The sequence below is a fragment of the Phytopseudomonas dryadis genome (assembly GCF_004327355.1).
Classification (GTDB): domain Bacteria; phylum Pseudomonadota; class Gammaproteobacteria; order Pseudomonadales; family Pseudomonadaceae; genus Aquipseudomonas; species Aquipseudomonas dryadis.
This window is the reverse complement of the sequence record NZ_QJUM01000002.1, coordinates 110,625-132,127: the sequence shown is the minus strand read 5'-3', so window position 1 is coordinate 132,127 and position 21,503 is coordinate 110,625. Positions and strand designations below refer to the sequence as shown.

The window sequence follows — 21,503 nt, the reverse complement described above, 5'->3', positions numbered from 1 at the left end:
CCGGAGAGTAAAGAGGAATCCATGAAGGTTCTTGTAGCTGTCAAACGAGTGGTCGACTACAACGTCAAGGTTCGCGTCAAGGCGGACAACAGCGGCGTTGATCTTGCCAACGTCAAGATGTCGATGAACCCTTTCTGCGAAATCGCCGTGGAAGAAGCCGTGCGTCTGAAAGAGAAGGGTGTGGCCAGCGAAATCGTCGTCGTCTCGATCGGCCCGACCCAGGCGCAGGAACAACTGCGTACCGCTCTGGCGCTGGGGGCCGACCGCGCCATTCTGGTCGAATCCTCCGAAGAGCTGAACTCCCTGGCCGTGGCCAAGTTGCTCAAGGCGGTGGTCGACAAGGAGCAGCCGCAGCTTGTCATCCTCGGCAAGCAGGCCATCGACAGCGACAACAACCAGACCGGGCAGATGCTCGCCGCCCTGACCGGCTATGCCCAGGGCACCTTCGCCTCCAAGGTCGAAGTCAGCGGCGACAAGGTCAACGTTACCCGCGAGATCGATGGCGGCCTGCAGACCGTGGCCCTGAACCTGCCGGCGATCGTCACCACCGACCTGCGCCTGAACGAGCCGCGCTACGCGTCGCTGCCGAACATCATGAAGGCCAAGAAGAAGCCGCTGGAAACCCTGACGCCCGATGCGCTGGGCGTGGCCACCACGTCCACCGTCAAGACCCTCAAGGTCGAAGCGCCAGCCGCTCGCGGTGCGGGCATCAAGGTCAAGTCGGTCGCTGAACTGGTCGAGAAACTGAAAACCGAAGCGAAGGTGATCTAAATGACTATCCTGGTTATCGCTGAACACACCAATTCCGCGCTGGCACCCGCGACCCTCAACACCGTCGCTGCCGCCCAAGCCATCGGTGGTGACATCCACGTACTGGTCGCCGGCCAGGGCGTTGGCGCTGCCGCTGAAGCGGCTACCAAGATCGCTGGCGTGGCCAAGGTGCTGGTCGCCGACAATGCCGCATTCGCTCATCAGTTGCCGGAAAACGTCGCACCGCTGGTGGTTGCTCTTGTTGAACAGAGCGGGGGCAAGGCTTACAGCCACATCCTGGCTGCCGCCACCAGCAACGGCAAGAACATCCTGCCGCGCGTCGCCGCGCAACTGGACGTCGACCAGATTTCCGAGATCGTCGCGGTGGACAGCGCGGACACCTTCAAGCGTCCGATCTATGCCGGTAACGCCATCGCCACCGTGCAGTCTTCCGCCGCGGTGAAGGTCATCACCGTGCGTGCCACCGGCTTCGATGCCGTGGCGGCCGAAGGCGGTTCCGCTGCCGTCGAGAACGTCTCGGTTGGCGGCGATGCCGGCAAATCGGCGTTCGTCGGCGAAGAGCTGGCCACGTCCGACCGTCCGGAACTGACCGCTGCCAAGATCGTGGTTTCCGGTGGTCGCGGCATGCAGAACGGCGACAACTTCAAGCACCTGTACGCCCTGGCCGACAAGCTCGGCGCCGCGGTCGGCGCCTCGCGTGCCGCGGTCGACGCCGGCTTCGTGCCGAACGACATGCAGGTCGGCCAGACCGGCAAGATCGTCGCGCCGCAGCTGTACATCGCCGTGGGCATCAGCGGTGCGATCCAGCACCTGGCCGGCATGAAGGACTCCAAGGTGATCGTCGCGATCAACAAGGACGAAGAGGCGCCGATCTTCCAGGTCGCCGACTACGGCCTGGTGGCTGATCTGTTCGAAGCCGTCCCGGAGCTGGAAAAGCTGGTCTGATCCCGGCTTTGCCGCAGCACGAAACCCGCTCGCTCGAGCGGGTTTTTTATGGCCTGCCATCCCTGGCGGCCACTCTTGGGGCCGTCGCAAGCGACGTTGAAAATGGCTCCCAGCCATTTTTTATGGCCCGCCATCCTGCGGGCCAGCGCAAGCGCCGGCGAACATTCGGCGTCGAGGACGGTTGCTGCGCCCTGGGTCAGGTCTGCGTGTTTTCGGGATGGGCGCCGAGGTGGCAGAGCAGGCTGCGCATGGGCACGGACAGCGCCTGCCACTGGTCGAAGCACAAGCAGAGCTGACGGCGCGCCCAGCCATCGCTCAGGGCCAGTGTCCGGTAGCCGTGCCGGCGTCGGTAACGGCTGGCGATACCCTGGGGAACGATACCCAGGCCGACACCGTGCGCCACCATCTGGCACAAGCCTTCGAAGGTCTTCATGCGGATGCGCAGTGTCAGCCCATGGCCCGCCGCGCGGGCGTGATCGAAGATGTGCTCCTGCAGCGCGTTGCCCGCCGCCAGGCCGACGAAGGGCTCGTCGAGCACATCGGCCAGGCGCAGCGCGCCATGGTCTGCCAGGCGGTGTCCGGCGGGGACGATCAGGACCAGGTGATCCTTGGCGACGGGCTGCACGTGCAGGCCAGGCGCCTCGACAGCGTCGGAGACGATGCCTGCCTCGGCCAGGCCATTGGCAATGAGCCTGACGATCTCGGCGCTGGTGCGTTCCTTGAGTTCGAGGTGCAGGCCCTTGCGCTCGGCCAGCCAGGGGGCCAGCCGGGGCGGCAGGAAGTCGGTCAGCGCTGCGGTGTTGGCATACAGGTGCAGCGTGCCGCGCGCGCCGCTGGCGAAATCGCGCAATTCGCCCTGCAGCAGCGATTGCTGGTTGAGGATCAGGCGCGCGTAGTGGGCCAGGGTTTCTCCGGCTTCGGTAGGCGCCACGCCCCGTGGCAGGCGTTGCAGCAAGGGCACGCCGGCATCGCGCTCGATATTGCGCAGGCGCTCGCTTGCCGAGGCCAGCGCCAGGTTCGCCCGGGCAGCGCCCCGGGTGATGCTGCCGGCCTCTATCACGCAGAGGAACAGGCGCAGGTCGGCCAGATCCGGGCGCATATCCGCACTCCATAGCCTTCGGTAAAACCGAAGGATACGACGAAACATCCGGATTGTGCCAAAGGCGGGAGGAGGGTCAAATGGCCCCATGAGCGAATCCCTGTCCCTGTTGTTGCCCCTGATGCTGATCTTCCTCGCGGCCGGACTGGTCAAGGGCGTGACCGGCATGGGCCTGCCCACCGTCGCCATGGGCCTGCTGGTGACGCTCATGTCGCCGGTGGCGGCCGCGGCCCTGCTGGTGATTCCATCGCTGGTCAGCAATGTCTGGCAGTGCCTGGCAGGGCCGGCGACGGTGCGCCTGCTGCGACGCTTGTGGCCGATGGTGCTGGGTATCCTGGTGGGCACGCTGAGCAGCGCGGCTGTGCTGGTGCGGGTCGAGCCGTCATGGTCGGCGTTCGGCCTGGGCTGCGCGCTGCTGCTCTACGCCGGCTATGCCTTGTTCGCGCCGGCCCTGGCGCTGCCCTCGCGCTGGGAGCCGGGGTTGTCGCCTCTGGTGGGCCTCGTCACGGGGCTGATCACCGGGGCCACCGGCGTGTTCGTGATGCCAGCCGTTCCCTATCTGCAGGCCTTGCGCCTGGACAAGGACGAACTGGTGCAGGCGCTCGGCCTGTCGTTCACGGTCTCCACCCTGGCGTTGGCCGGTGGCCTGCTGCTGCAGGGCGCCTTTCATGTGGAGCAACTGGGGCTGTCTGCGCTGGCCGTGGTTCCGGCATTGCTGGGCATGTGGCTGGGCCAGGCGATTCGTGCCCGGCTCAGTGCCCGGCTGTTCCGCCGGTTTTTTCTGTGGTTCCTGATACTGCTGGGGCTGGAGCTGATCTCGCGGCCTTTCTTCTGAAGCCCGGGCCCTGTCGACCTCGGCAGCGCTCAACCGAAACAGGAGCTGGCATGACTCGCATCGTTCGCTCGATTCCGGTACTGGAGTATCTGCGTCGCCAACTGGACGGCACGCTCGAGGTGGAGCACCGCACGCACATGCGCTACCCCACGGCGATCTCGCAGCTGCTTGGCTTTCGCCTCGTCGCGGTCGCCGAGGCCATGGCGGCGCTGGAGATGGAGGTCGATCCGCGGCTGCATGGCAATCAGCAGGGCACCGTGCACGGCGGACTGCTCTGTGAACTGGCGGATGCCGCCATCGGTACCGCTCATTCCACGCTGATGGAGGAAGGAGAGAGTTTCACCAGTATCGACTTGAAGGCCACCTTTCTTCGCCCGGTCTGGCGGGCACGCCTGCAAGCCCACGCCTGGGCCGAGCGCCGTGGCCGGACGATCAGCCATTATCGCTGCGAGATACGCAGTGAGGAGGGCAGGGTGATCGCCAACATCGCCAGCGCGGTGATCACCCTGCGTGGCGACCAGGCGCAAGGCCGCTAAGCACAAGCGCGGTGTCCCTCATCAGCCTGCCTGCGGCATCGCCGGTAGTGCCGATCAGAGGAGCAGGTGGCGCCTGCCGAAGAGCGGAAAACCGCCGTCCATGTAGGAGCGTCGACCTCGGCGCGATGCGATCGTGGCCATTGTACAAGGCGTGTCATGGGCAGCAATCGCCGCGGGGGCGCGGCTCCCACGGGGCCAGGGCAAACCGCCGTTTTGTGGGCCAAATGCCTAACTGACGGGCATTTGGCAGTGTGCCCGGCGGTTTCTTCCGCGCATTCGAGCATGGGCATATGGCCACAGCCCTTCACCAGCGTCCCGCTAGAGCAAGGGTCCAGGATGTGATACTGGTCGCCCCGGAGTTCGATCCGCGAAAGCTCGGGCTCCAGGGCGGATAGCGCTGCTGCAAGCAAGGGCGCCGCCGCCGACCAGCAGCAGGAACAGGCCGAGTAGCGTTTTCTTCATGCCGCGCCTTATCGCCGATGATTATTGAGCAGCTATTGAGCTAGCATGTCATGAGTCTTTGAGTGTTTTACCCGAGCCTGGAAGCCCTGCGTTTGAACCGAGAGAGTGCCGATGCTTGAGCGAGGCGTAGCGAAACCGTTGTTGCTGCTGTTGGGGGCGCTGTTACTGCCGGGCGCGGCGCATGCCGCGGGCAAGTGCGAGCGTCTGGTCGCCACCGGCAATCCCGAGTACCCCCCTTATCTGTGGCGCGATCCGCAGCACCCCGGGCAGTTGATCGGCGCCACGGTCGATCTGCTCAAGGCCGTCTCCGAGGACATCGGCGTGACCATCGAGGTCATCTACACCGGCCCCTGGTCGCGCGCCCAGGATGAAGTGCGCACCGGCCGCGTCGACCTGCTGGCCGGGGCCTTTCTGACCCTGTCGCGCCTGGAAAGCATGGATTTCGTCCATCCGGCGTTCCTCTCCACGCCGAACGTGGTCTGGGTCCGCAAGGGCGTGGATTTTCCTTATAGCGGCTGGGCCGACCTGCAGGGGCATACCGGCGATACCCTGGTGAACAACAGCTTCGGGCAACTGTTCGATGCCTATGCCAAGGACAATCTCACCCTCGAGGGCGTGTCCAGTCTGACCCAGGCCTTCCAGAAACTGCTGCTGGGGCGCACCGACTACGTGCTCTATGAGCGCTACCCGGGCCTGGCTCTGGCCGAAACCCTGGGCCTCCAGGATGACCTGCAGGTGCTCGAGCCGCCGGTTTCCCGTGAGTGGCTGCACCTTGCGCTGTCGCATAATTCGGCGTGCAACGATGCCTGGCTACGCGCACAACTGGCGAAAAAAATGACAGAATTCAGGGCTTCAGGTCTGCCGGAAACCCTGGTGCAACGCAATTTGCAGCGTTGGAAGGCACAACAGCCGCCGCCGGCCGATGCGCCCAATGAGTAGGACACACGTGATCTATCGATATACAGGCGCCACCCTGGCATTGTTGCTGCTGCAGGGCTGTGCCAGCGACCCGCAGCCCACCGAGCAGATGCGCCTGACCGAACGGGTGGTCGAGCAGGCCCGGACCGTGGCCGCCAGTGATTCAGTCAGCGAACTCGTCCTGGCCGAAGAGAAGCTGTTGCAGGCCCAGTCGGCCATTGCCGACGAGTCCTTCCGTGATGCGCGCCGGCTCGCCGAACAGGCCGAGCTGGATGCCCGGCTGGCCGAGGCCCGTGTGCTGAGCGCCAGGAGCCAGGATCAACTGGTCGAGCTGAACCGGCATATCGAGCGCCTGCGCAAGCAACTGGGAGCCATGCCATGACACCTGCCTGCCGGCTGTTCGGCATGAGCCTGTTGAGTACGCTGCTGACCGCTTGCGCCGGCAACACGGCAGAGCACAACGCCTCGGCGCTGGAGGCCGCGCACAGCAGCTTCCAGGCCGTCAAGGAAGATCCGCAGGTGTTGCGCGACGCCCCCAAGGATGTGATTCGTGCCGGCGAATCCCTGGCGCGGGCCGAGCGCCTGTCCGGGTACTGGGGCAGTGGCGATGACGTGGCCCACTATGCCTACCTGAGCCAGCGTTACAGCGAAATCGCCCGCGAGCACAGCCTGCTCGCGCTCAACCAGGAACGCGCCGCCAAGCTGCAACTGGAGCTGCAGCGCCTGCAGCTGGCGCTGCGTGAGGCCAAGCTGCTCAGCGTGCAGGAGCAGAACAGTTGGCTGGAGGAGCAGATCGTCAGTCTGGCCACGGCGCAGACCGAGCGGGGCCTGGTGATGACCCTGGGCGATGTGCTGTTCGATGCGGGCGAGGCCGACCTCAAGGCCTCGGCCAATCGCACGGTGCTCAAGGTCGCGCAGTTCCTGCAACTGAATCCGCGGCGCATCGTGCGCATCGAGGGTTACAGCGACAGCAGCGGCAATCGCCAGGAAAACCTGCAACTGTCCCAGGCCCGTGCACAGACGGTTGCCGACGCCTTGATCGACCTCGGCGTCGAGGCCAGGCGCGTCGGGGTTCAGGGGTATGGCGAAGATTTCCCGGTGGCGGAGAACGCCTCGGCCAAGGGCCGGGCGCAGAACCGCCGCGTCGAGATCCTGTTCTCCGACGAGCAGGGCCGCCTGGGCGCCACGCGCTAGTCGCCAGCTCGCTCGAACGACCCCGTACCTGTTCCGGTCGGGGTTTTTTTATGGCCTGCCATCCCTGGTGGTCCCCTTCGGGCCGTCGCGACGTCAAGGATTTCTCCCGGCCATTTTCATTCCCGGATCGCTAGCGTGCCGGCATTGCGACTGTCTGTGACCCGTGGAGGGCTGTATCGCTGACAATGCGTGCGACTGTACCCGTACAGAAACATTTTGTTGAGCTACTGTTATGGTTCAGTACCCTGTGGAGGCTGATATGACCAATCTGTTGCTCTACCAACGCATCGCTCAACAATTGGCGGAAGACATCCGCCGCGGCGTCTATCAGCCTGGCGAGCGCGTGCCATCCGTGCGCAAGATGAGCGCGCAGCTCAGCGTGAGTCACGCCACGGTGTTGCAGGCCTATGCCAATCTGGAAGACATGGGGCTGATCCGCGCCCGGCCGCAATCCGGCTTCTACGTGCACCAGACCCCGGCATTGACCGCGCCCACCCCGGATATCGCCCGGGTCGAGCGCCCCGGCCTGGTGACGCGCAGCAGCATCATCAACCAGGTACTCAGCGAGTCGCGCCGCGAGGGCGTGTTCCCCCTGGGCGCCGCCGTGCCCCACGTCGATTACCTGCCGGTGCGGGCGCTGCATCAGCAACTGGCCAAGGTCACCCGTTTCCAGAGCCCGCGGGCGTTCAGTTACATGTTCAGCCCGGGTTTCGAGCCCCTGCGGCGGCAGGTGGCCATCCGCATGCGCGATGCCGGCGTGGTGGTCGACCCGTCGGAAGTGGTGATCACCCACGGCTGCGTGGATGCGTTGCAGATGTCCCTGCGGGTACTGACCCGGCCGGGCGATCTGATCGCCACGGAATCGCCGACCTATTATGGTCTGCTGCAACTGGCCGATCTGCTCGGCCTGAAGGTCATCGAGATTCCCAGTGATCCGACGACCGGCATCAGCGTCGAAGCCCTGCAACTGGCCGCCAGCCAGTGGCCGATCAAGGCCCTGGTGCTGACCGCGCGCCTGAGCAATCCGCTGGGCGGCACCATTCCCGAGGCCCGGCAGAGGCAGTTGCTGCGCCTGGCCAGCGATTTCGACATCAACATCGTCGAAGACGATATCTACGGTGAGCTGATGTTCGAGCAGGGCCGTACCAAGGCGCTCAAGGCCAGTGATCGCGAAGGTCGGGTGGTGTACTGCTCGAGCTTTTCCAAGACCCTGTCACCGGGCGTGCGCATCGGCTGGATCGTGGCCGGCAAGCATCAGGACGAGATCCAGCGCCTGCAGATATTCACCACCCATTCGGCCTGCAGCGTGACCCAGATGGGCGTCGCCGCCTACCTGGAGAATGGCGGCTACGACCGCCACCTGCGCTACATTCGCCAGGAGTACCGCAAGAACCTCAGTGCCTTCCAACTGGCGGTACAGCAGTATTTTCCGGAGGGTACGCAGATCACCCGGCCCAATGGCGGCTTCATCCTCTGGGTCAGCCTGCCGGCGCGGATCAACACCAAGGATCTGCACGTCAGCGCCTTGCAGCAGGGCATCAGCATCGCGCCAGGGCTGATCTTCAGTAATACCGAGCAGTTCAACCACTGCGTGCGATTGAACTGTGGCATTCCTTGGAACCGTGAAGCGGAACGGGCCCTGATGACCCTGGGCATGCTGGCCAACCAGTTGTGCCAGGAGTCGGCGACCGTTTAGCCAGGCCGATTATTTTCGCCGCGCCTAACCCGAATGATCGTGGCGCGGCGTCTATTGGTCGAAGCGGTTTTTCGACCCAGGAGATGCACCATGAAGATGACTTCCCAAACCCTGTTACTCGGTTTCACTGGCAGCCTGGCAATGCTGCTCGCTGCCTGCAACGCCACCCAGAGCGAGTCGGCCAGGCCCCGGGCGGAAGCGCCCGACGCGGCCCCGGTGGCCGAACTCATGGCCGAAGCGCCGGCGCCCGTCATGGGCACGCGGATGATGACCCGCATGGCGCCTGCTGCTGGCGACCATCTGCTGGCACCCTATCCGCAGGAAAACCGCGAGCAGTATCAGCGACTGCCCAGTAACCCGGTGCATGCCGTCGCCGAGACACCGGTATCGACCTTCAGCATCGATGTCGATACCGGCAGCTATGCCAACGTGCGGCGCTTTCTCAACCAGGGCCAGTTGCCGCCAGCCGAGGCGGTGCGTCTGGAGGAGCTGGTCAACTATTTTCCCTATGCCTATCCCTTGCCCAGCGGGGACGCGCCGTTCGGGGTCGGTACCGAACTGGCGGTGACGCCGTGGAACCCCCAGAGCCGGCTGCTGCGCATCGCGATCAAGGCCTCGGACATGCAGGTCGAGGCGTTGCCGCCGGCCAACCTGGTGTTCCTGGTGGACGTTTCCGGCTCCATGGATCGACGCGAGGGACTGCCTCTGGTGCAGAGCACCCTGAAGCTGCTGGTCGATCAGTTGCGGGCCGAGGACAAGGTGTCCCTGGTGGTCTATGCCGGCGCCTCCCGCGTGGTGCTGGAGCCCACGCCGGGCTCGGAAAAGGCCACCATCCGCGCGGCCATCGAACAACTGCGCGCCGGTGGCGCCACGGCCGGGGAGTCGGGTATCCAGCTCGCCTATCAGCAGGCGCAGAAAGGCTTCATCGACAAGGGCATCAACCGCATCCTGCTGGCCACCGACGGTGATTTCAATGTCGGTATCAGCGACTTCGAGAGCCTCAAGGCGCTGGCCGCCGAGAAGCGCAAGAGCGGTATCTCGCTGACCACCCTCGGTTTCGCCAGCGGCAACTACAACGAGCGCCTGATGGAGCAACTGGCCGACGCCGGCGACGGCAACTACGCCTATATCGATAACCTGCGCGAGGCGCGCAAGGTGCTGGTCGATCAGCTCAGTTCGACCCTGGCCACCGTCGCCCGCGACGTGAAGATCCAGGTCGAGTTCAATCCCGCCCGGGTCAGCGAGTACCGACTGCTGGGGTATGAGAACCGCGCCTTGCAGCGCGAGGACTTCAGCAATGACAAGGTCGATGCCGGGGAGATCGGTGCCGGGCACAGCGTCACGGCCTTGTATGAAATCGTGCCCACTGGCAACCGCGGCTGGCTGGAGCCGTTGCGCTACCAGGCCGCGCCGGACGCTGGCGCCCGGCACGACGAACTGGCCTGGCTGCGCGTGCGTTACAAGGCGCCGGAGCAGAACCGGAGCCGCTTGCTGGAAGTTCCGGTGACGGCGCCGGCGAGCGTGCCGGGGATCGAGCAGGCCAGCGAGGATCTGCGCTTCGCCGCGGCGGTGGCCGCCTTCGCCCAGCAGTTGAGCGGTGCTCGCTACACCGGTGCTTTCGATTGGAACGCCACCGCTGCGCTGGCCCGTGCCAGCCGTGGCGAGGATCGCTTCGGCCTGCGTGGCGAGTTCGTACAACTGGTGGAACTGGCGCAAAGTCTGCAAACTGCCGACTCCCGTGCCGAGTCGGGCGCCACCAAGGTCGAGTGAGTGTGACTGTCGATTCCGTTGCCGCTGTTGCCGCCGATACCGATGCCGCCTTGTTGCGTCGCTATCGGGCCGGCGATGCCGAGGCGTTCGCGCTGCTCTACGAGCGCCATCGCCTCGGCCTGTTTCGTTTTCTGCTGGGCTTGTGTGGCGATCACGCGCTGGCCGAGGAAATCTTCCAGGAAACCTGGATGAGCCTGATCCGCAGCGAGTCGTTGCAGCGCGAGGCGGTGCTGTTCAGAACCTGGCTGTATCAGATCGGCCGCAACCGGCTGATCGATCATTGGCGTCGCAGCGGCAAGCGTCAGCACCTGGAAGAGATCTATGACGAGCAGCTCCATGGGCAGCCATCCGGCGAACCGGGGCCGGAACAGCAACTGTGCCTGAGCCGCGATCAGGCGCGCCTGCAGGCCGCGCTGGACGATCTCCCCGCCGAGCAGCGCGAGGTATTTCTCCTGCGCGCCCATGGCGATCTGGAACTGCATGAGATCGCCGAGTTGACCCGCACGCCGGCGGAAACGGTGAAAAGCCGCCTGCGTTACGCGTTGCAGAAATTGCGTCGGCTACTGGTCGACCCGGCCTCGGCCGAAGAGGTAAGCCCATGAACGAACAGCGGCATTCCCCCGAACACGACGATCAGCAGGTGCTCCGGCACGTGCGCGAGCACACCCGGGCGCAGCCCTCGGCGGCCATGGATGCACGCATTCTCGCCGCGGCCGCATCGCAGCGGCCCAAGGCCGCCGGTTTGGGCGAGCGTGTGCATGGCTGGCTGTTCGGCTCCGGCTCCCGTGGTCGCTGGTCGGCGGCTTTCGGCTGCGTCGCGCTGCTCGGGCTGGGCCTCGGCTTGAGCCTCAAGACCCTGCAGGATGTCCCCACGACCTACGATGCGCCGGCACCGATGCTGCAGCGGCAGGTCATGCCTGCGCCAATCCACGGTGCGCCCTCCCAGGAGAGCCGGGCCCGGGCGTCGAACGGGGCGATACCCGAAAGCGCTCCGCTTGCCGAGCAGGCCGCCGAGGCGCCGAAGATCGTGGCGCGCATGGCCGCGCCGCAAGCCCTGTCCTTGAGCAAGGAGGTGCTCGACACGTTGCAGGATATCGCCCGGTTGCGTGAACGCGGGCAGGACGACGCGGCGGCCGAACAGGTCGAGGCATTGCGTCGGCGCTACCCGGATCTGGATATCGAGGCCGAACTGCTGCGCCTGAGGCAGTGATGCCGTTCAGCGGACTGGCTGGCGTTATTTCTCAGGCGTTTTAGAATGCAGACTTTACCGCCCCGTCCTGAAAACTGCCCATGATTGCCATGCGTCGTCTGCTGCTGGTTCTGTTGCTGCCCCTGTTGAGCGCCTGTGGCTCCGGCGAGCAGGACGAGGGCGCGCCGCAGAAGAAAAGCGAACCCGCCGTGGTGCGCAGCGAACTGGTCGCGCCAGCCCCAGCGCCAGCCACGCCGGCGCCTGAGGTGAAAGCGCCGCCGCTGCCAGAACCCAAGCCGCAGGCGCAAACGGCGGCGCCGAGCGTACCGGCCAAGCCGGCTGCCCCGGCAGCACGGCCCGCGGAGAAGGTGACCCGGACGCCGCCGAAGACCAAGCTGGATCTGAGCCTGCCGGCGGAGCTGGCCGCCCAGCTGAATGCCGAAGACCAGGCCGTCGAAGAGAGGCTGGCGCCGATCCTGCCACCGATGTTCGAGGAGAAAGCCCCGTCGCTCGACCCGTTCCAGCTCAGCGGCAAGCTGATCACCAGCGACAGAGGCGACGACTACTGGGATTCGGTGGAAGGCGCCGAATTGCAGTTCGAGTTCCGCCGCTGAAGCACCGCTTCCCGGCGGCCGGAAACGGCGGTCATCGCCCTGAATGGCACTCCCCTCCAAGCATCCCGACCCTGCTCGGGCACTGTGCCGCGCCACTACGCAGGCCAGCCAAGCGCTTGCCTGGCGGACCGCCGAGGCATAGATTCCACCCACAATGACAAGCATTTGGCAGCGACCTCCAGGTTCTAGGAGAGGGCGCATGCCGAGGGTAGGGGAATAGCCGGCGTGGATGATCGACAAGCTCAAGCACTGATGCGGACCATGGTGGCCGATGGGCTGCTCACCGATCCGGACAGCGCCCGCGGCAAGTTGCTGCAAACGGCGGCGCACCTGTTTCGCAGCCAAGGCTATCAGCGCACCACGGTGCGTGATCTGGCCGCTGCGGTGGGGATCCAGTCGGGCAGCATCTTCCACCACTTCAAGAGCAAGGATGAAATCCTGCGTTCGGTGATGGAGGACACCTTGCGCTACAACACCGCGTTGCTGCGCGCCTCGCTGGACGAAGCGCTCACGCTGCGCGAGCGGGTGCTGGCGCTGATCCGCTGCGAGCTGCAATCGATCATGGGCGGCACCGGCGAGGCCATGGCGGTACTGGTCTACGAATGGCGCTCGCTCTCCGCTGACAGCCGGCCAGCGTTGCTGGAGTTGCGCGCCGTCTATGAGCGGCTGTGGCTGGATGTGCTCGAAGAGGCGCGTGAGCAGGGCTTCGTTAGCGCGGACCCGTTCATTCTGCGGCGCTTCCTCACCGGCGCGCTGACCTGGACCACCACCTGGTTCCGTGCCGACGGGCCCATGGATCTCGACCAGTTGGCCGAGCAGGCCCTGACCCTGGTGCTCAAGGATCGCTGATCAGGCCAGGCGCAGCGGGTAGCTCAACAGTAACAGGTGCAACAGGTTGACCGCGCCATGCAGGGCGATGGCCAGGCTCAGCCTGCCGCTGTAGTGGAAGGCCAGGCCATAGCCCAGGCCCGCGACAGCGGCGACCAGGGCGAACAGAGGGCTGAAGGCCAGGTGCGCGGCGCCGAACAGCAGCGCCGTGCCGAGCAGGCCTGGCCAGAGCCCCAGCAGGCGGATCAGGCGCGGTTGCAGCAGGCCACGGAACAGCAGTTCCTCGGCCAGCACCGCCACGCCCAGATTGACCAGCAACCACAGCCACAGGTCCTCGGGCCATTTCACCTGCCAGCCAACCAGGCCGAGCATCAGCGCCAAGGCGGGGACCAGTAGCAGGGTGGCCGCTGCCGTCAGCAGCGCGAGCCGGGTGGATACGGCGTCCGCACGCCGCTGGCCGAGCCACCAGGCCAGCAAGGTGCTGCCCACCAGCAGCTTGTCCCAGGACAGGCGCAACACGTAGGGCGTGGCGTCGCTGCCGAGCAGCCGGGCGGGGCGCAGGTTCCAGGGCTCGAAGCCGGGAAGCAGATGGGCGGCCAGCAGCAGGCTGCCGAGCACCACGAGCAGGTACCAGAGCCATTCGGGCAGGGATTTTCCGCCCAGGGTGAGGGCGATGAACAGGCCGGCGGCGAGGATGCCGGGAGGGTGGATGAAACCCAGCCCGGCGCCCAAAGCCAGGACAATCGTCGGAAACAGCAACCTGATGGGTAAGGGCATCGCGCCTCTTGGAGCCGAGGCGCAGTCTACAACGCAGCAGCAGAATCAGCGATCCTGCGCGTCCTTGGCATCCTGTTCGACGTTGCGCTCATGGATGCGCTTGAGCTGTTCGTCGCTCAGGGGCAGCTTCTTCGCCGTGTCACGCAGCATGAACAGGCCGCCGACGATGGAGCCGATGGCCAGAATCAGGATCAACCAGGCATACCAGGGCATGTGAGATTCCTTCTAGTGCCACATTACAGATCAAATGTCGTATCCGAGCGAACAGGCTGAGTGGTTGCTCAAAGGCGAAAGCGGACTTCGACCTTCGATCAAAAGCGCTTGAGGCTGGAAAGCTGGACGAAAGAGCCTGTGCGGTTTCTTGTCGTTCAGATGTAGGGTGGACAACGCTCTTTTTGTCCACCATTGCGATTGCGGGGCGGTGGACGGATGAAGCGTCGTCCACCCTACGAACGGCCACTTCCGTCTTATGGCTGCCATCCCCCATTACGATTGTCCCGTTCACCCCAGCAGGTTCATTTGCCCCTAGGCCGACACATGACCGTTGTCGCGACACTAGGGTGAGCCTGCACCTTATCGGTAATGCTCGGCTCCTGTCTGTCGACCGTTGAGGAAGGCGGTTGGTTCAGGTGCGCGTTTCCGTGGCAGGGGCCGCCGCCTGTTTCAATCCGGCAGGCCGAGCACATCCTGCAGGTTGCTGTCGTCCTTCAGCGCCACCCCGGACAATTGCAGGCGCAGGGATTCACGCACCAGATAGGCCAGCTTGTGGGCGGCCAGGGCGTAGGGCAGGCCCTCGGGACGGACATTGGAAATGCAGTTGCGTTGGCTGTCCATCATGCCGACCTCGGGGGCGAAGCTGACGTACAGGCCCAGGCTGTCCGGCGAGGTCAGCCCCGGACGTTCGCCGATCATGACGATCACCAGGCGTGCCCGCAGGGCGGCGCCAATGCCATCGCCAATCGCCACCCGGCCCTGTTCGGCGAGTACCACGGGCGTCCTGGCCCAGTCGGTAGCGAAGCGTTCGCGGAAGGCTTGCAGCAGGGGCAGGGCATGGCGCTGCACGGCGATGGAGGACAGGCCGTCGGCGATCACCACCGCCAGCTCCGCCGCGTCCTCCTCCTGCAGCAGGCGTTGGTAGCAATCGTCATGCAGGCGGCGGCCGTAATCCGGCCGCAGCAGGTAGCTCTGCCGATCCTCGGCATCGCTCTTCACGCGCAGCGTGCGGAAGTCCGCCTCCTGCAGTTGCCGCTGCAACGCTTCGAAGTTCAGCGGCCGGTGCACCGCGTCACGGGCCTGGGCATGGGCCAGGCCGAACTTGAGCACTTCGGCGGTCGGCAGGCTGGAGCCGACGCGGCCGAGGGCGATGCGTGCCGAGGTGTGGGCGCGCAACTCGTCCCAGGGGTTGGCTTGCGTCAGGCTGGGATGTTCGTCGCTCATCTAGGCCGCTCCGGAGACATGGGGCAGTTGCTGCAGCAGCAGGTGGCCGCGGCCGATTTCGCGCAGCCGGCCGGCGGTGTCGGTGATGGCCATGCGCGCCAGCCAGGCCTCGAATTCCGGCGCGCGTTTCAGGCCGAGCACCGTGCGCAGGTACAGCGCGTCGTGGAACGAGGTGCTCTGGTAGTTGAGCATGATGTCGTCGGCGCCGGGGATGCCCATGATGAAGTTGATGCCCGCCGCGCCGAGCAGGGTGAGCAGGGTGTCCATGTCGTCCTGGTCGGCTTCGGCGTGGTTGGTGTAGCAGACGTCGCAGCCCATGGGCACGCCGAGCAGCTTGGCGCAGAAATGGTCTTCCAGGCCGGCGCGGATGATCTGCTTGCCGTCGTAGAGGTATTCGGGGCCGATGAAGCCGACCACGGTGTTGACCAGCAGCGGCTTGAACTCGCGGGCCACGGCGTAGGCGCGGGCCTCGCAGGTCTGCTGGTCGACGCCGTGATGGCCGCCGGCGGACAGGGCGCTGCCCTGGCCGGTCTCGAAGTACATGAAGTTGTCGCCGACCGTGCCGCGGGCCAGTGACCGTCCGGCGTCGAAGGCTTCGCGCAGCACTGCCAGGGAGACGCCGAAACTGGTGTTGGTCTTCTCGCTGCCGGCAATGGACTGGAAGATCAGGTCGATCGGCGCCCCCGCCTCGATGGCCTGGATCTGCGTGGTGACGTGGGTCAGCACGCAGCTCTGCATGGGGATCTCGAAGTGCTGGCGCACCTCGTCCATCATCTGCCACAGGCGCATCAGCGTCGGCAGCGAGTCGCTGGCCGGGTTGATGCCGACCGTGGCGTCGCCCGAGCCGTACAGCAGGCCGTCGAGCATGCTGGCGGCGATGCCGCGCACGTCATCGGTCGGGTGGTTGGGTTGCAGGCGCACGGAAAGCCGGTCGGGCAGGCCGATGGTATTGCGGAAGGCGCTGACCACCCGGCACTTCTTGCCGACCAGGATCAGGTCCTGGTTGCGCATCAGCTTGCTCACCGCCGCGGCCATTTCCGGGGTGATGCCGGGGCTCACGGCGCGCAGTTGATCGCTGTCGGTGCTGTCGAGCAGCAGCCAGTCGCGAAAGTCGCCCACGCTCAGGTGGCTGATCGGCGCGAAGGCGAGCGGGTCGTGGCGGTCGATGATCAGGCGGGTGACTTCGTCGCTTTCGTAGGGAATCAGCACTTCGTTGAGAAACTGCTTGAGCGGCACCTCGGCCAGGGCGAGTTTCGCCGCCATGCGTTCCTCATAGGTCGCCGCCGCCAGGCCGGCCAGGTAGTCGCCGGAACGTGCCGGGCTGGCCTTGGCCAGCAGCGTCTTGAGATCGGCGAAACGGTAGACCTGGTCGCCGATGGTCGTTTGGTAAGGCATCGGACGCCTCCTTGGGTGATGACTCGCGTGACCGGTTAGCGGTTCTTCATGGCCTGCCGGCCACTCATCGGGCCGTCGACAGCGACTTCCGGCCATTTTTATTGCAGTGCCCGTGCCAGGGCGTCGCCATCAGGTTGTCGGGAACCGCAGCGCCTGGCAAGCCTGCGCCGGACATGGCCTGGGCCGGGCCTTGCGCGGGGCGCGGGTTGTGCGTGCGCCAGCCCTGTTCAGTAAAGCAGACAGCCAGGCGCCTGCTGGGTTTCCTGCACAGCGCTGGTGCAGGCGCCCGCGGCCTGGGCCCGTCGGTGAAGCGTGTCACGAGATGGCAACTTGCCGCTGTTTGAATGGGGGCTTTCCATGCCGGGGAGGACGTTCGATGAATACCGCCGCCAGCGCTCTGCTGCGCCTGCTCAGACCGGTCGCGCCGCTGGCGCCGGCAATGAGTATCGCGGATGTCGCCGATCGCCTGTTGACCACCGAGCACAAGGCCTTTCTGTCCCTGCCGATCGTCGATAGCCAGGGCGCTCCTCTGGGGCTGGTCAGCCGCACCACCTTGCAGGACATCTTCATGCAGCGCTTCGGCCGCGACCTGCGCGGTCGTCACCCGGTGAGCGAGGTGATGAACACCGCGCCGCTGGTGGTGGGCCTGGATACCGACCTGGAGACCGCGGCCCGGCAGATCACCGCGCGCCTGCAATACCCCATCACCGAGGACTTCATCCTGGTCGATGCCCAGGGCCGCTATTGCGGGCTGGGCACGGTGCTCGATCTGCTCAAGGCCATGGAGGCGCGCATCGCCCAGCGCAACAGCGTGCTGCGCAAGGCGCTGGTGGAACTCAAGGAGTCCCAGGCGCAACTGGTGCAGTCGGAAAAGATGGCCTCGCTGGGACAGATGGTCGCCGGTGTCGCCCATGAGCTGAATACGCCCCTGGGCTATGTGCAGAACAACGTTCAGCTGTTGCGCGAGCTCAGCGCGCCGCTGTTCGAACTGGCCACGGCCCAGGCCGCGCTGGCCGACTGCCTGGCCGATCCCGGCTGCGACGAAGTGCGCCTGCAGACGGCCCTGGACGTGGCGGCCAGCGCCCGCGAGCGGGCGGCGCCGGAGTCGCTGCAGGCCGATCTCGAGCAGTTGTTCGACGACACCCTGTATGGCCTGCAGCAGATCGGCGAACTGGTGGTCGGGCTCAAGGACTTCGCCCGCCTGGATCGCGCCATGAGCGAGGACATCGACCTCAACGACTGTGTGCGCAGCGCCCTGGTGATCGCCCGCAACGGCGTCAAGGACAGGGCCGAGGTCGATCTGCAGCTCGGCCCGCTGCCGCGCATTCCCTGTGCGCCCTCGCAGATCAACCAGGTACTGCTCAACCTGCTCAGCAACGCCGCCCAGGCCATCGACGGCTTCGGCCTGATCAGGGTGAAGACCTGGGCCGAGGACGCGGCGCTGTTCATCTCCGTGCAGGACAACGGCCGCGGCATGAGCCGCGATGTACAGGCGCGCATATTCGATCCCTTCTTCACCACCAAGCCGGTCGGGCAGGGCACGGGCCTGGGCCTGTCGATCAGCTTCAAGATCATCCAGGATCACGGCGGCCTGATCCGCGTCGTGTCCGAACCGGGGCGCGGTACGCGCTTCCTGATCCGCCTGCCGCGGCCACAGGTCGCCGCGGCGGCCGAACTGAAACGGAGTGCCTGACATGACCGCACCGATCCGCATCCTGTTCGTCGACGATGAAGAGCGCATCCTGCGCAGCCTGGCCATGCAGTTCCGCCGGCAGTACGACGTGCTGACCGAAAGCGATCCCTGGCGCGCCCTCGAGCGCCTGAAGAACGAGCCCGTGCACATAGTGGTCAGCGACCAGCGCATGCCGCAGATGAGTGGCGCCGAACTGCTCACCGCGGCCCGGGAAATCGCCCCGCAGACCCTGCGTATCCTGCTCACCGGCTATTCGGACCTGGATGCGGCGGTGGAGGCGCTGAACAGTGGCGGTATCTTCCGCTACCTGACCAAGCCCTGGGATCAGCAGGAAATGGCCTTCACCCTGCGCCAGGCGGCGGAAATCGCCGGCCGTCAGCTGCCGCTGGTGACCCCCGCGCTGGCAGACAACACGGAGCCGCTCACCGTGCTGCTGCTCGATGACGATCCGCAGACCCTGAGCGCGGTGGACGCTTTCTGCCTGAAGGGCGGCCATCGCCTGGTGCGCGCCGCGAATCTGGCGCAGGCTTTCGAGCGGCTCAACGCTGGCACGGTGGACCTGCTGGTCAGTGACCTGGCGCTGGCCGGCGAGGACACCGCGCCGTTGATGAAAAGCCTGGCCCAGGCGCACCCGCGCCTGCTCAGCCTGGTGGTGACGCCTTTCTGCGATACCCAGGCGCTGCTCAAGCTGATCAACGAAGCGCAGATCTTCCGCTACCTGCCCAAGCCGATCCGTCGCGGTCTGTTCGAGAAGGGCCTGCAGGCCGCCGGCGAGCAGGCCTTGCTCTGGCGCAGTCAAGCGCAGCCGGTGGTGGCGCGGCTGGCCCAGGCGCCACGCGATCAGGAGGAGCGAGACAAGGTCGGCAACCTGATGGGCATGCTGGGACGCCTGCGGGAGCGCTTGAGTGCCTGACGGACCGTCGGAAAACCGTCCGCGCTGGCAATGAGCCGGCTAACGGCGCACCTGCTTCAGCGTTTCGGCGATCATGAAGGCCAGCTCCAGCGACTGGTCGGCGTTCATCCGTGGGTCGCAGTGGGTGTGGTAGCGATCCGACAGACCGTCCTCGGTGATCGGCCGGGCGCCGCCGATGCACTCGGTGACGTTCTGCCCGGTCATCTCGATATGGATACCGCCGGCATAGCTGCCCTCGGCCTGGTGCACGGCGAAGAACTGCTTCACTTCGCCGAGGATCTGCGCGAAGTCGCGGGTCTTGTAGCCGCTGGAGGCCTTGATGGTGTTGCCGTGCATGGGGTCGCAGCTCCACAGCACGGCGCGGCCTTCGCGCTGCACGCTGCGGATCAGCCGGGGCAGGCCGGCCTCGACCTTGTCGGCGCCCATGCGCACGATCAGGTTGAGGCGGCCCGGATCGTTGTCCGGGTTGAGGATGTCGATCAGGCGGATCAGGTCCTCGTCGCTCATGCTCGGCCCGACCTTGACCCCGATCGGGTTGCCGACGCCACGCAGGAACTCGACATGGGCGCCATCCACCTGGCGGGTGCGGTCGCCGATCCACAGCATGTGCGCCGAGCAGTCGTAGAAGCCGCCGGTGAGGCTGTCGCGACGAACGAAGGCTTCCTCGTAGTTGAGCAGCAGCGCTTCGTGGGCGGTGAAGAAACTGGTCTCGCGCACCTGGGCCGCGCTGTCCATGCCGCAGGCCCGCATGAAGGCCAGGGTCTCGTCGATGCGATCGGCCAGTTGCTGGTACTTCTGCGCCAGCGCCGAGTTGGCGATGAAGTCCAGGTTCCACTGGTGCACCTGGTGCAGGTCGGCGAAACCGCCCTGGGCGAAGGCGCGCAGCAGGTTCAGCGAGGCGGTGGACTGGTGGTAGGCCTGCAGCAGGCGCTGCGGGTCCGGCACCCGGCTGGCGGCGTCGAAGCCGATGCCGTTGACGATGTCGCCGCGGTAGGCGGGCAGGGTCACGCCATCGATGGTCTCGTCATGGGCCGAGCGCGGTTTGGCGAACTGCCCGGCCATGCGCCCGACCTTGACCACCGGGCAGCCGGCGGCGAAGGTCATGACGATGGCCATCTGCAGCAGCACCTTGAAGGTGTCGCGGATCTTCGCCGCGCTGAACTCGGCGAAGCTCTCGGCGCAATCGCCGCCCTGCAGCAGGAAGGCGCGGCCCTGGGTGACCTCGGCGAACTGGCGGCGCAGTTCGCGGGCTTCGCCGGCGAACACCAGCGGCGGATAGCCGGCCAGGGTCTGTTCGACCTGGCTCAACCGGGCGGCGTCCGGGTAGCGGGGTTGTTGCTGAATCGGCAGGCCTCTCCAGCTGTCGGGGCTCCAGGGTGGCGTCATGGCGGGGTCTCGGTTGGGGCGGCGGCGCGGCGGACAGGCATGGTAACCGATCGATTGCGCGCTTCAAGTGCGCGGCGGCGGGCAATTAGCGCGTGACCTGAGCGTCGTGCATCGCGGACAATCGGCGCTGACCCGGCGGATCTGGCCGGGAAGCGTCGGCGGAGAACACCCATGCCTGGCTTGCCCCCAGTGGAGGAAATGAAGGACGAGGTCGTGCTTGCCGAGGTGCGGGACGATTTCGGCGTGATTCGCGTGGTGGAAATCGGTGACTACCGCTTTCTCGAGTTCGGCGAGTCGATCGAGCAGAGTTGTGTGTTCACCGCCGATCCGAGCTGGCTGGAATACGACTACACCCGCGCCATGCTGGTCGGCGCGCTGTGCCACGAAGCGCCGGAAAGCGCGCTGTTCCTCGGCCTGGGCGCCGGCAACCTGACCCAGGCCTGCCTGAAGTTCCTGCCCCTGGACGATGTCGAGGCCATCGAGTTGCGTCCCGAGGTGCCGCGCCTGGCCATGCAATACCTCGGCCTGGAGGACGATCCGCGGCTGACCATGCGCATCGGCGATGCGCTGCAGCTGTTGCCTTCCGCGGAAACCGCGGATCTGATCTTCGTCGACCTCTATACCGATACCGGGCCCGGCGTCGGCCATCTGGCCTGGCGCTTCCTCGACGACTGCCGCAGCAAGCTCAATCCCGGCGGCTGGCTGATCATCAACCAGTGGGCCGGCGATGACGGCAAGCCCCTGGGCGCCGCACTGCTGCGTGGCCTGTATCACCGCCATTACTGGGAATGCCCGGTGGTGGAGGGCAACGTGGTGGTGCTGGTGCCGGCGCAGCTGGATCAGCACTTCGACCGCGAGGCCGTGAGCCGCCGGGCAGACGCGTTGCAAGGGCGGCTGGGCTATTCGCTGCAGCGCCTGATCGACGCCGTGCGCATGGCCAGCTGAGCGAGGAATCAAGCGGCCCCGGCAATGTCCCAGGGCAATCGCGCGATGCGCTCGAAGAGCCGGAAACAGCGCTGGAAAGCTGGAGGCTGAACGAAAAGCG

General features: G+C 66.0%; 22 protein-coding genes. 16 read left to right on the top strand and 6 right to left on the bottom strand.

The annotated features are described in order from the left end of the window. Positions 1 to 21 precede the first annotated feature (21 nt). Positions 22 to 771 (top strand): electron transfer flavoprotein subunit beta/FixA family protein, encoded by a 750-nt coding sequence (locus DNK34_RS02125; protein WP_131174502.1) that lies wholly within the window; start codon positions 22 to 24, stop codon positions 769 to 771. Next, entirely contained in the window at positions 772 to 1,716 is a 945-nt protein-coding gene (locus DNK34_RS02120; protein WP_131174501.1) for an electron transfer flavoprotein subunit alpha/FixB family protein, read from the top strand. A 196-nt stretch (positions 1,717 to 1,912) separates the two neighbouring features. On the opposite strand, the gene DNK34_RS02115 is transcribed toward DNK34_RS02120, so the two are convergent. Next, the gene (locus DNK34_RS02115) at positions 1,913 to 2,815 is read right to left on the bottom strand and encodes a LysR family transcriptional regulator (protein WP_131174500.1); all 903 of its coding nucleotides are present in this window, start codon (positions 2,813 to 2,815) and stop codon (positions 1,913 to 1,915) included. Between the two features lie 88 nt (positions 2,816 to 2,903). Between DNK34_RS02115 and DNK34_RS02110 the strand changes: the two genes are divergently transcribed. The 11 genes from DNK34_RS02110 (at position 2,904) to DNK34_RS02060 (ending at position 12,878) form a co-directional block, all read left to right on the top strand. Continuing rightward, positions 2,904 to 3,650 (top strand): sulfite exporter TauE/SafE family protein, encoded by a 747-nt coding sequence (locus DNK34_RS02110; RefSeq protein WP_131174499.1) that lies wholly within the window; start codon positions 2,904 to 2,906, stop codon positions 3,648 to 3,650. A 50-nt stretch (positions 3,651 to 3,700) separates the two neighbouring features. Further along, positions 3,701 to 4,186 carry a PaaI family thioesterase gene (locus DNK34_RS02105; RefSeq protein WP_131174498.1) on the top strand — a complete coding sequence of 162 codons (486 nt, stop codon included), beginning with the start codon at positions 3,701 to 3,703 and terminating at the stop codon, positions 4,184 to 4,186. A 573-nt stretch (positions 4,187 to 4,759) separates the two neighbouring features. Further along, a complete protein-coding gene (locus DNK34_RS02100) occupies positions 4,760 to 5,587 on the top strand; it encodes a substrate-binding periplasmic protein (RefSeq protein WP_131174497.1) in 828 nt (275 codons plus the stop codon). Then, positions 5,580 to 5,948 carry a DUF4398 domain-containing protein gene (locus DNK34_RS02095; protein WP_131174496.1) on the top strand — a complete coding sequence of 123 codons (369 nt, stop codon included), beginning with the start codon at positions 5,580 to 5,582 and terminating at the stop codon, positions 5,946 to 5,948. Before DNK34_RS02100 ends, DNK34_RS02095 begins: the two co-directional genes overlap by 8 nt. A gap of 23 nt (positions 5,949 to 5,971) precedes the next feature. Then, the gene (locus DNK34_RS02090; protein WP_131174596.1) at positions 5,972 to 6,760 is read left to right on the top strand and encodes an OmpA family protein; all 789 of its coding nucleotides are present in this window, start codon (positions 5,972 to 5,974) and stop codon (positions 6,758 to 6,760) included. A gap of 259 nt (positions 6,761 to 7,019) precedes the next feature. After that, on the top strand, positions 7,020 to 8,456 hold the full coding sequence (locus DNK34_RS02085; RefSeq protein WP_131174495.1) for an aminotransferase-like domain-containing protein: 1,437 nt from the start codon (positions 7,020 to 7,022) through the stop codon (positions 8,454 to 8,456). 90 nt (positions 8,457 to 8,546) lie between these two features. Further along, positions 8,547 to 10,226 (top strand): vWA domain-containing protein, encoded by a 1,680-nt coding sequence (locus DNK34_RS02080; RefSeq protein ID WP_411269301.1) that lies wholly within the window; start codon positions 8,547 to 8,549, stop codon positions 10,224 to 10,226. Between the two features lie 2 nt (positions 10,227 to 10,228). Further along, positions 10,229 to 10,828: an RNA polymerase sigma factor gene (locus DNK34_RS02075; protein WP_131174494.1), complete on the top strand. Its 600-nt coding sequence runs from the start codon at positions 10,229 to 10,231 to the stop codon at positions 10,826 to 10,828. Further along, the gene (locus tag DNK34_RS02070; RefSeq protein WP_131174493.1) at positions 10,825 to 11,436 is read left to right on the top strand and encodes a hypothetical protein; all 612 of its coding nucleotides are present in this window, start codon (positions 10,825 to 10,827) and stop codon (positions 11,434 to 11,436) included. The genes DNK34_RS02075 and DNK34_RS02070 overlap by 4 nt, the downstream gene beginning before the upstream one ends. Positions 11,437 to 11,516: 80 nt before the next feature. Continuing rightward, positions 11,517 to 12,029: a hypothetical protein gene (locus DNK34_RS02065; protein WP_242675309.1), complete on the top strand. Its 513-nt coding sequence runs from the start codon at positions 11,517 to 11,519 to the stop codon at positions 12,027 to 12,029. A 252-nt stretch (positions 12,030 to 12,281) separates the two neighbouring features. Beyond that, positions 12,282 to 12,878 (top strand): TetR/AcrR family transcriptional regulator, encoded by a 597-nt coding sequence (locus tag DNK34_RS02060; protein WP_165496983.1) that lies wholly within the window; start codon positions 12,282 to 12,284, stop codon positions 12,876 to 12,878. Here the strand turns inward: DNK34_RS02060 and DNK34_RS02055 are convergent, their stop codons facing one another. The 4 genes from DNK34_RS02055 to DNK34_RS02040 form a co-directional block, all read right to left on the bottom strand. Continuing rightward, the gene (locus DNK34_RS02055; protein ID WP_131174491.1) at positions 12,879 to 13,634 is read right to left on the bottom strand and encodes a CPBP family intramembrane glutamic endopeptidase; all 756 of its coding nucleotides are present in this window, start codon (positions 13,632 to 13,634) and stop codon (positions 12,879 to 12,881) included. It lies immediately after the preceding gene. A gap of 45 nt (positions 13,635 to 13,679) precedes the next feature. Then, positions 13,680 to 13,847: a DUF2897 family protein gene (locus DNK34_RS02050; protein ID WP_131174490.1), complete on the bottom strand. Its 168-nt coding sequence runs from the start codon at positions 13,845 to 13,847 to the stop codon at positions 13,680 to 13,682. Between the two features lie 450 nt (positions 13,848 to 14,297). Continuing rightward, the gene (gene eutC, locus DNK34_RS02045; RefSeq protein ID WP_131174489.1) at positions 14,298 to 15,071 is read right to left on the bottom strand and encodes an ethanolamine ammonia-lyase subunit EutC; all 774 of its coding nucleotides are present in this window, start codon (positions 15,069 to 15,071) and stop codon (positions 14,298 to 14,300) included. Then, positions 15,072 to 16,466: an ethanolamine ammonia-lyase subunit EutB gene (locus DNK34_RS02040; RefSeq protein ID WP_131174488.1), complete on the bottom strand. Its 1,395-nt coding sequence runs from the start codon at positions 16,464 to 16,466 to the stop codon at positions 15,072 to 15,074. 376 nt (positions 16,467 to 16,842) lie between these two features. On the opposite strand from DNK34_RS02040, the gene DNK34_RS02035 reads away from it, so the two are divergent. Together DNK34_RS02035 and DNK34_RS02030 are read left to right on the top strand one after the other, a co-directional pair. Continuing rightward, complete coding sequence (locus DNK34_RS02035; protein WP_131174487.1) at positions 16,843 to 18,159, top strand: ATP-binding protein; 1,317 nt, start codon at positions 16,843 to 16,845, stop codon at positions 18,157 to 18,159. Position 18,160: 1 nt separating this feature from the next. Then, positions 18,161 to 19,072 (top strand): response regulator, encoded by a 912-nt coding sequence (locus DNK34_RS02030; protein WP_131174486.1) that lies wholly within the window; start codon positions 18,161 to 18,163, stop codon positions 19,070 to 19,072. Positions 19,073 to 19,111: 39 nt separating this feature from the next. On the opposite strand, the gene DNK34_RS02025 is transcribed toward DNK34_RS02030, so the two are convergent. After that, positions 19,112 to 20,458 (bottom strand): class II 3-deoxy-7-phosphoheptulonate synthase, encoded by a 1,347-nt coding sequence (locus DNK34_RS02025; protein WP_131174485.1) that lies wholly within the window; start codon positions 20,456 to 20,458, stop codon positions 19,112 to 19,114. 171 nt (positions 20,459 to 20,629) lie between these two features. Between DNK34_RS02025 and DNK34_RS02020 the strand changes: the two genes are divergently transcribed. Then, on the top strand, positions 20,630 to 21,403 hold the full coding sequence (locus DNK34_RS02020; RefSeq protein WP_411269300.1) for a spermidine synthase: 774 nt from the start codon (positions 20,630 to 20,632) through the stop codon (positions 21,401 to 21,403). Positions 21,404 to 21,503 lie beyond the last annotated feature (100 nt).

What these genes read in the sequence shown, in the direction of transcription:
- DNK34_RS02090 (WP_131174596.1), top strand. Translation starts at nt 5,972, where the DNA reads ATGAGCCTGTTGAGTACGCTGCTGACCGCTTGCGCCGGCAACACGGCA.
- DNK34_RS02125 (WP_131174502.1), top strand. Translation starts at nt 22, where the DNA reads ATGAAGGTTCTTGTAGCTGTCAAACGAGTGGTCGACTACAACGTCAAG.
- DNK34_RS02060 (WP_165496983.1), top strand. Translation starts at nt 12,282, where the DNA reads ATGCGGACCATGGTGGCCGATGGGCTGCTCACCGATCCGGACAGCGCC.
- DNK34_RS02105 (WP_131174498.1), top strand. Translation starts at nt 3,701, where the DNA reads ATGACTCGCATCGTTCGCTCGATTCCGGTACTGGAGTATCTGCGTCGC.
- DNK34_RS02025 (WP_131174485.1), bottom strand. Translation starts at nt 20,458, where the DNA reads ATGACGCCACCCTGGAGCCCCGACAGCTGGAGAGGCCTGCCGATTCAG.
- DNK34_RS02110 (WP_131174499.1), top strand. Translation starts at nt 2,904, where the DNA reads ATGAGCGAATCCCTGTCCCTGTTGTTGCCCCTGATGCTGATCTTCCTC.
- DNK34_RS02070 (WP_131174493.1), top strand. Translation starts at nt 10,825, where the DNA reads ATGAACGAACAGCGGCATTCCCCCGAACACGACGATCAGCAGGTGCTC.
- DNK34_RS02115 (WP_131174500.1), bottom strand. Translation starts at nt 2,815, where the DNA reads ATGCGCCCGGATCTGGCCGACCTGCGCCTGTTCCTCTGCGTGATAGAG.
- DNK34_RS02020 (WP_411269300.1), top strand. Translation starts at nt 20,630, where the DNA reads ATGCCTGGCTTGCCCCCAGTGGAGGAAATGAAGGACGAGGTCGTGCTT.
- DNK34_RS02055 (WP_131174491.1), bottom strand. Translation starts at nt 13,634, where the DNA reads ATGCCCTTACCCATCAGGTTGCTGTTTCCGACGATTGTCCTGGCTTTG.
- DNK34_RS02100 (WP_131174497.1), top strand. Translation starts at nt 4,760, where the DNA reads ATGCTTGAGCGAGGCGTAGCGAAACCGTTGTTGCTGCTGTTGGGGGCG.
- DNK34_RS02120 (WP_131174501.1), top strand. Translation starts at nt 772, where the DNA reads ATGACTATCCTGGTTATCGCTGAACACACCAATTCCGCGCTGGCACCC.
- DNK34_RS02095 (WP_131174496.1), top strand. Translation starts at nt 5,580, where the DNA reads ATGAGTAGGACACACGTGATCTATCGATATACAGGCGCCACCCTGGCA.
- DNK34_RS02065 (WP_242675309.1), top strand. Translation starts at nt 11,517, where the DNA reads ATGATTGCCATGCGTCGTCTGCTGCTGGTTCTGTTGCTGCCCCTGTTG.
- DNK34_RS02085 (WP_131174495.1), top strand. Translation starts at nt 7,020, where the DNA reads ATGACCAATCTGTTGCTCTACCAACGCATCGCTCAACAATTGGCGGAA.
- DNK34_RS02040 (WP_131174488.1), bottom strand. Translation starts at nt 16,466, where the DNA reads ATGCCTTACCAAACGACCATCGGCGACCAGGTCTACCGTTTCGCCGAT.
- DNK34_RS02035 (WP_131174487.1), top strand. Translation starts at nt 16,843, where the DNA reads ATGAATACCGCCGCCAGCGCTCTGCTGCGCCTGCTCAGACCGGTCGCG.
- DNK34_RS02050 (WP_131174490.1), bottom strand. Translation starts at nt 13,847, where the DNA reads ATGCCCTGGTATGCCTGGTTGATCCTGATTCTGGCCATCGGCTCCATC.
- DNK34_RS02080 (WP_411269301.1), top strand. Translation starts at nt 8,547, where the DNA reads ATGAAGATGACTTCCCAAACCCTGTTACTCGGTTTCACTGGCAGCCTG.
- DNK34_RS02030 (WP_131174486.1), top strand. Translation starts at nt 18,161, where the DNA reads ATGACCGCACCGATCCGCATCCTGTTCGTCGACGATGAAGAGCGCATC.
- eutC (WP_131174489.1), bottom strand. Translation starts at nt 15,071, where the DNA reads ATGAGCGACGAACATCCCAGCCTGACGCAAGCCAACCCCTGGGACGAG.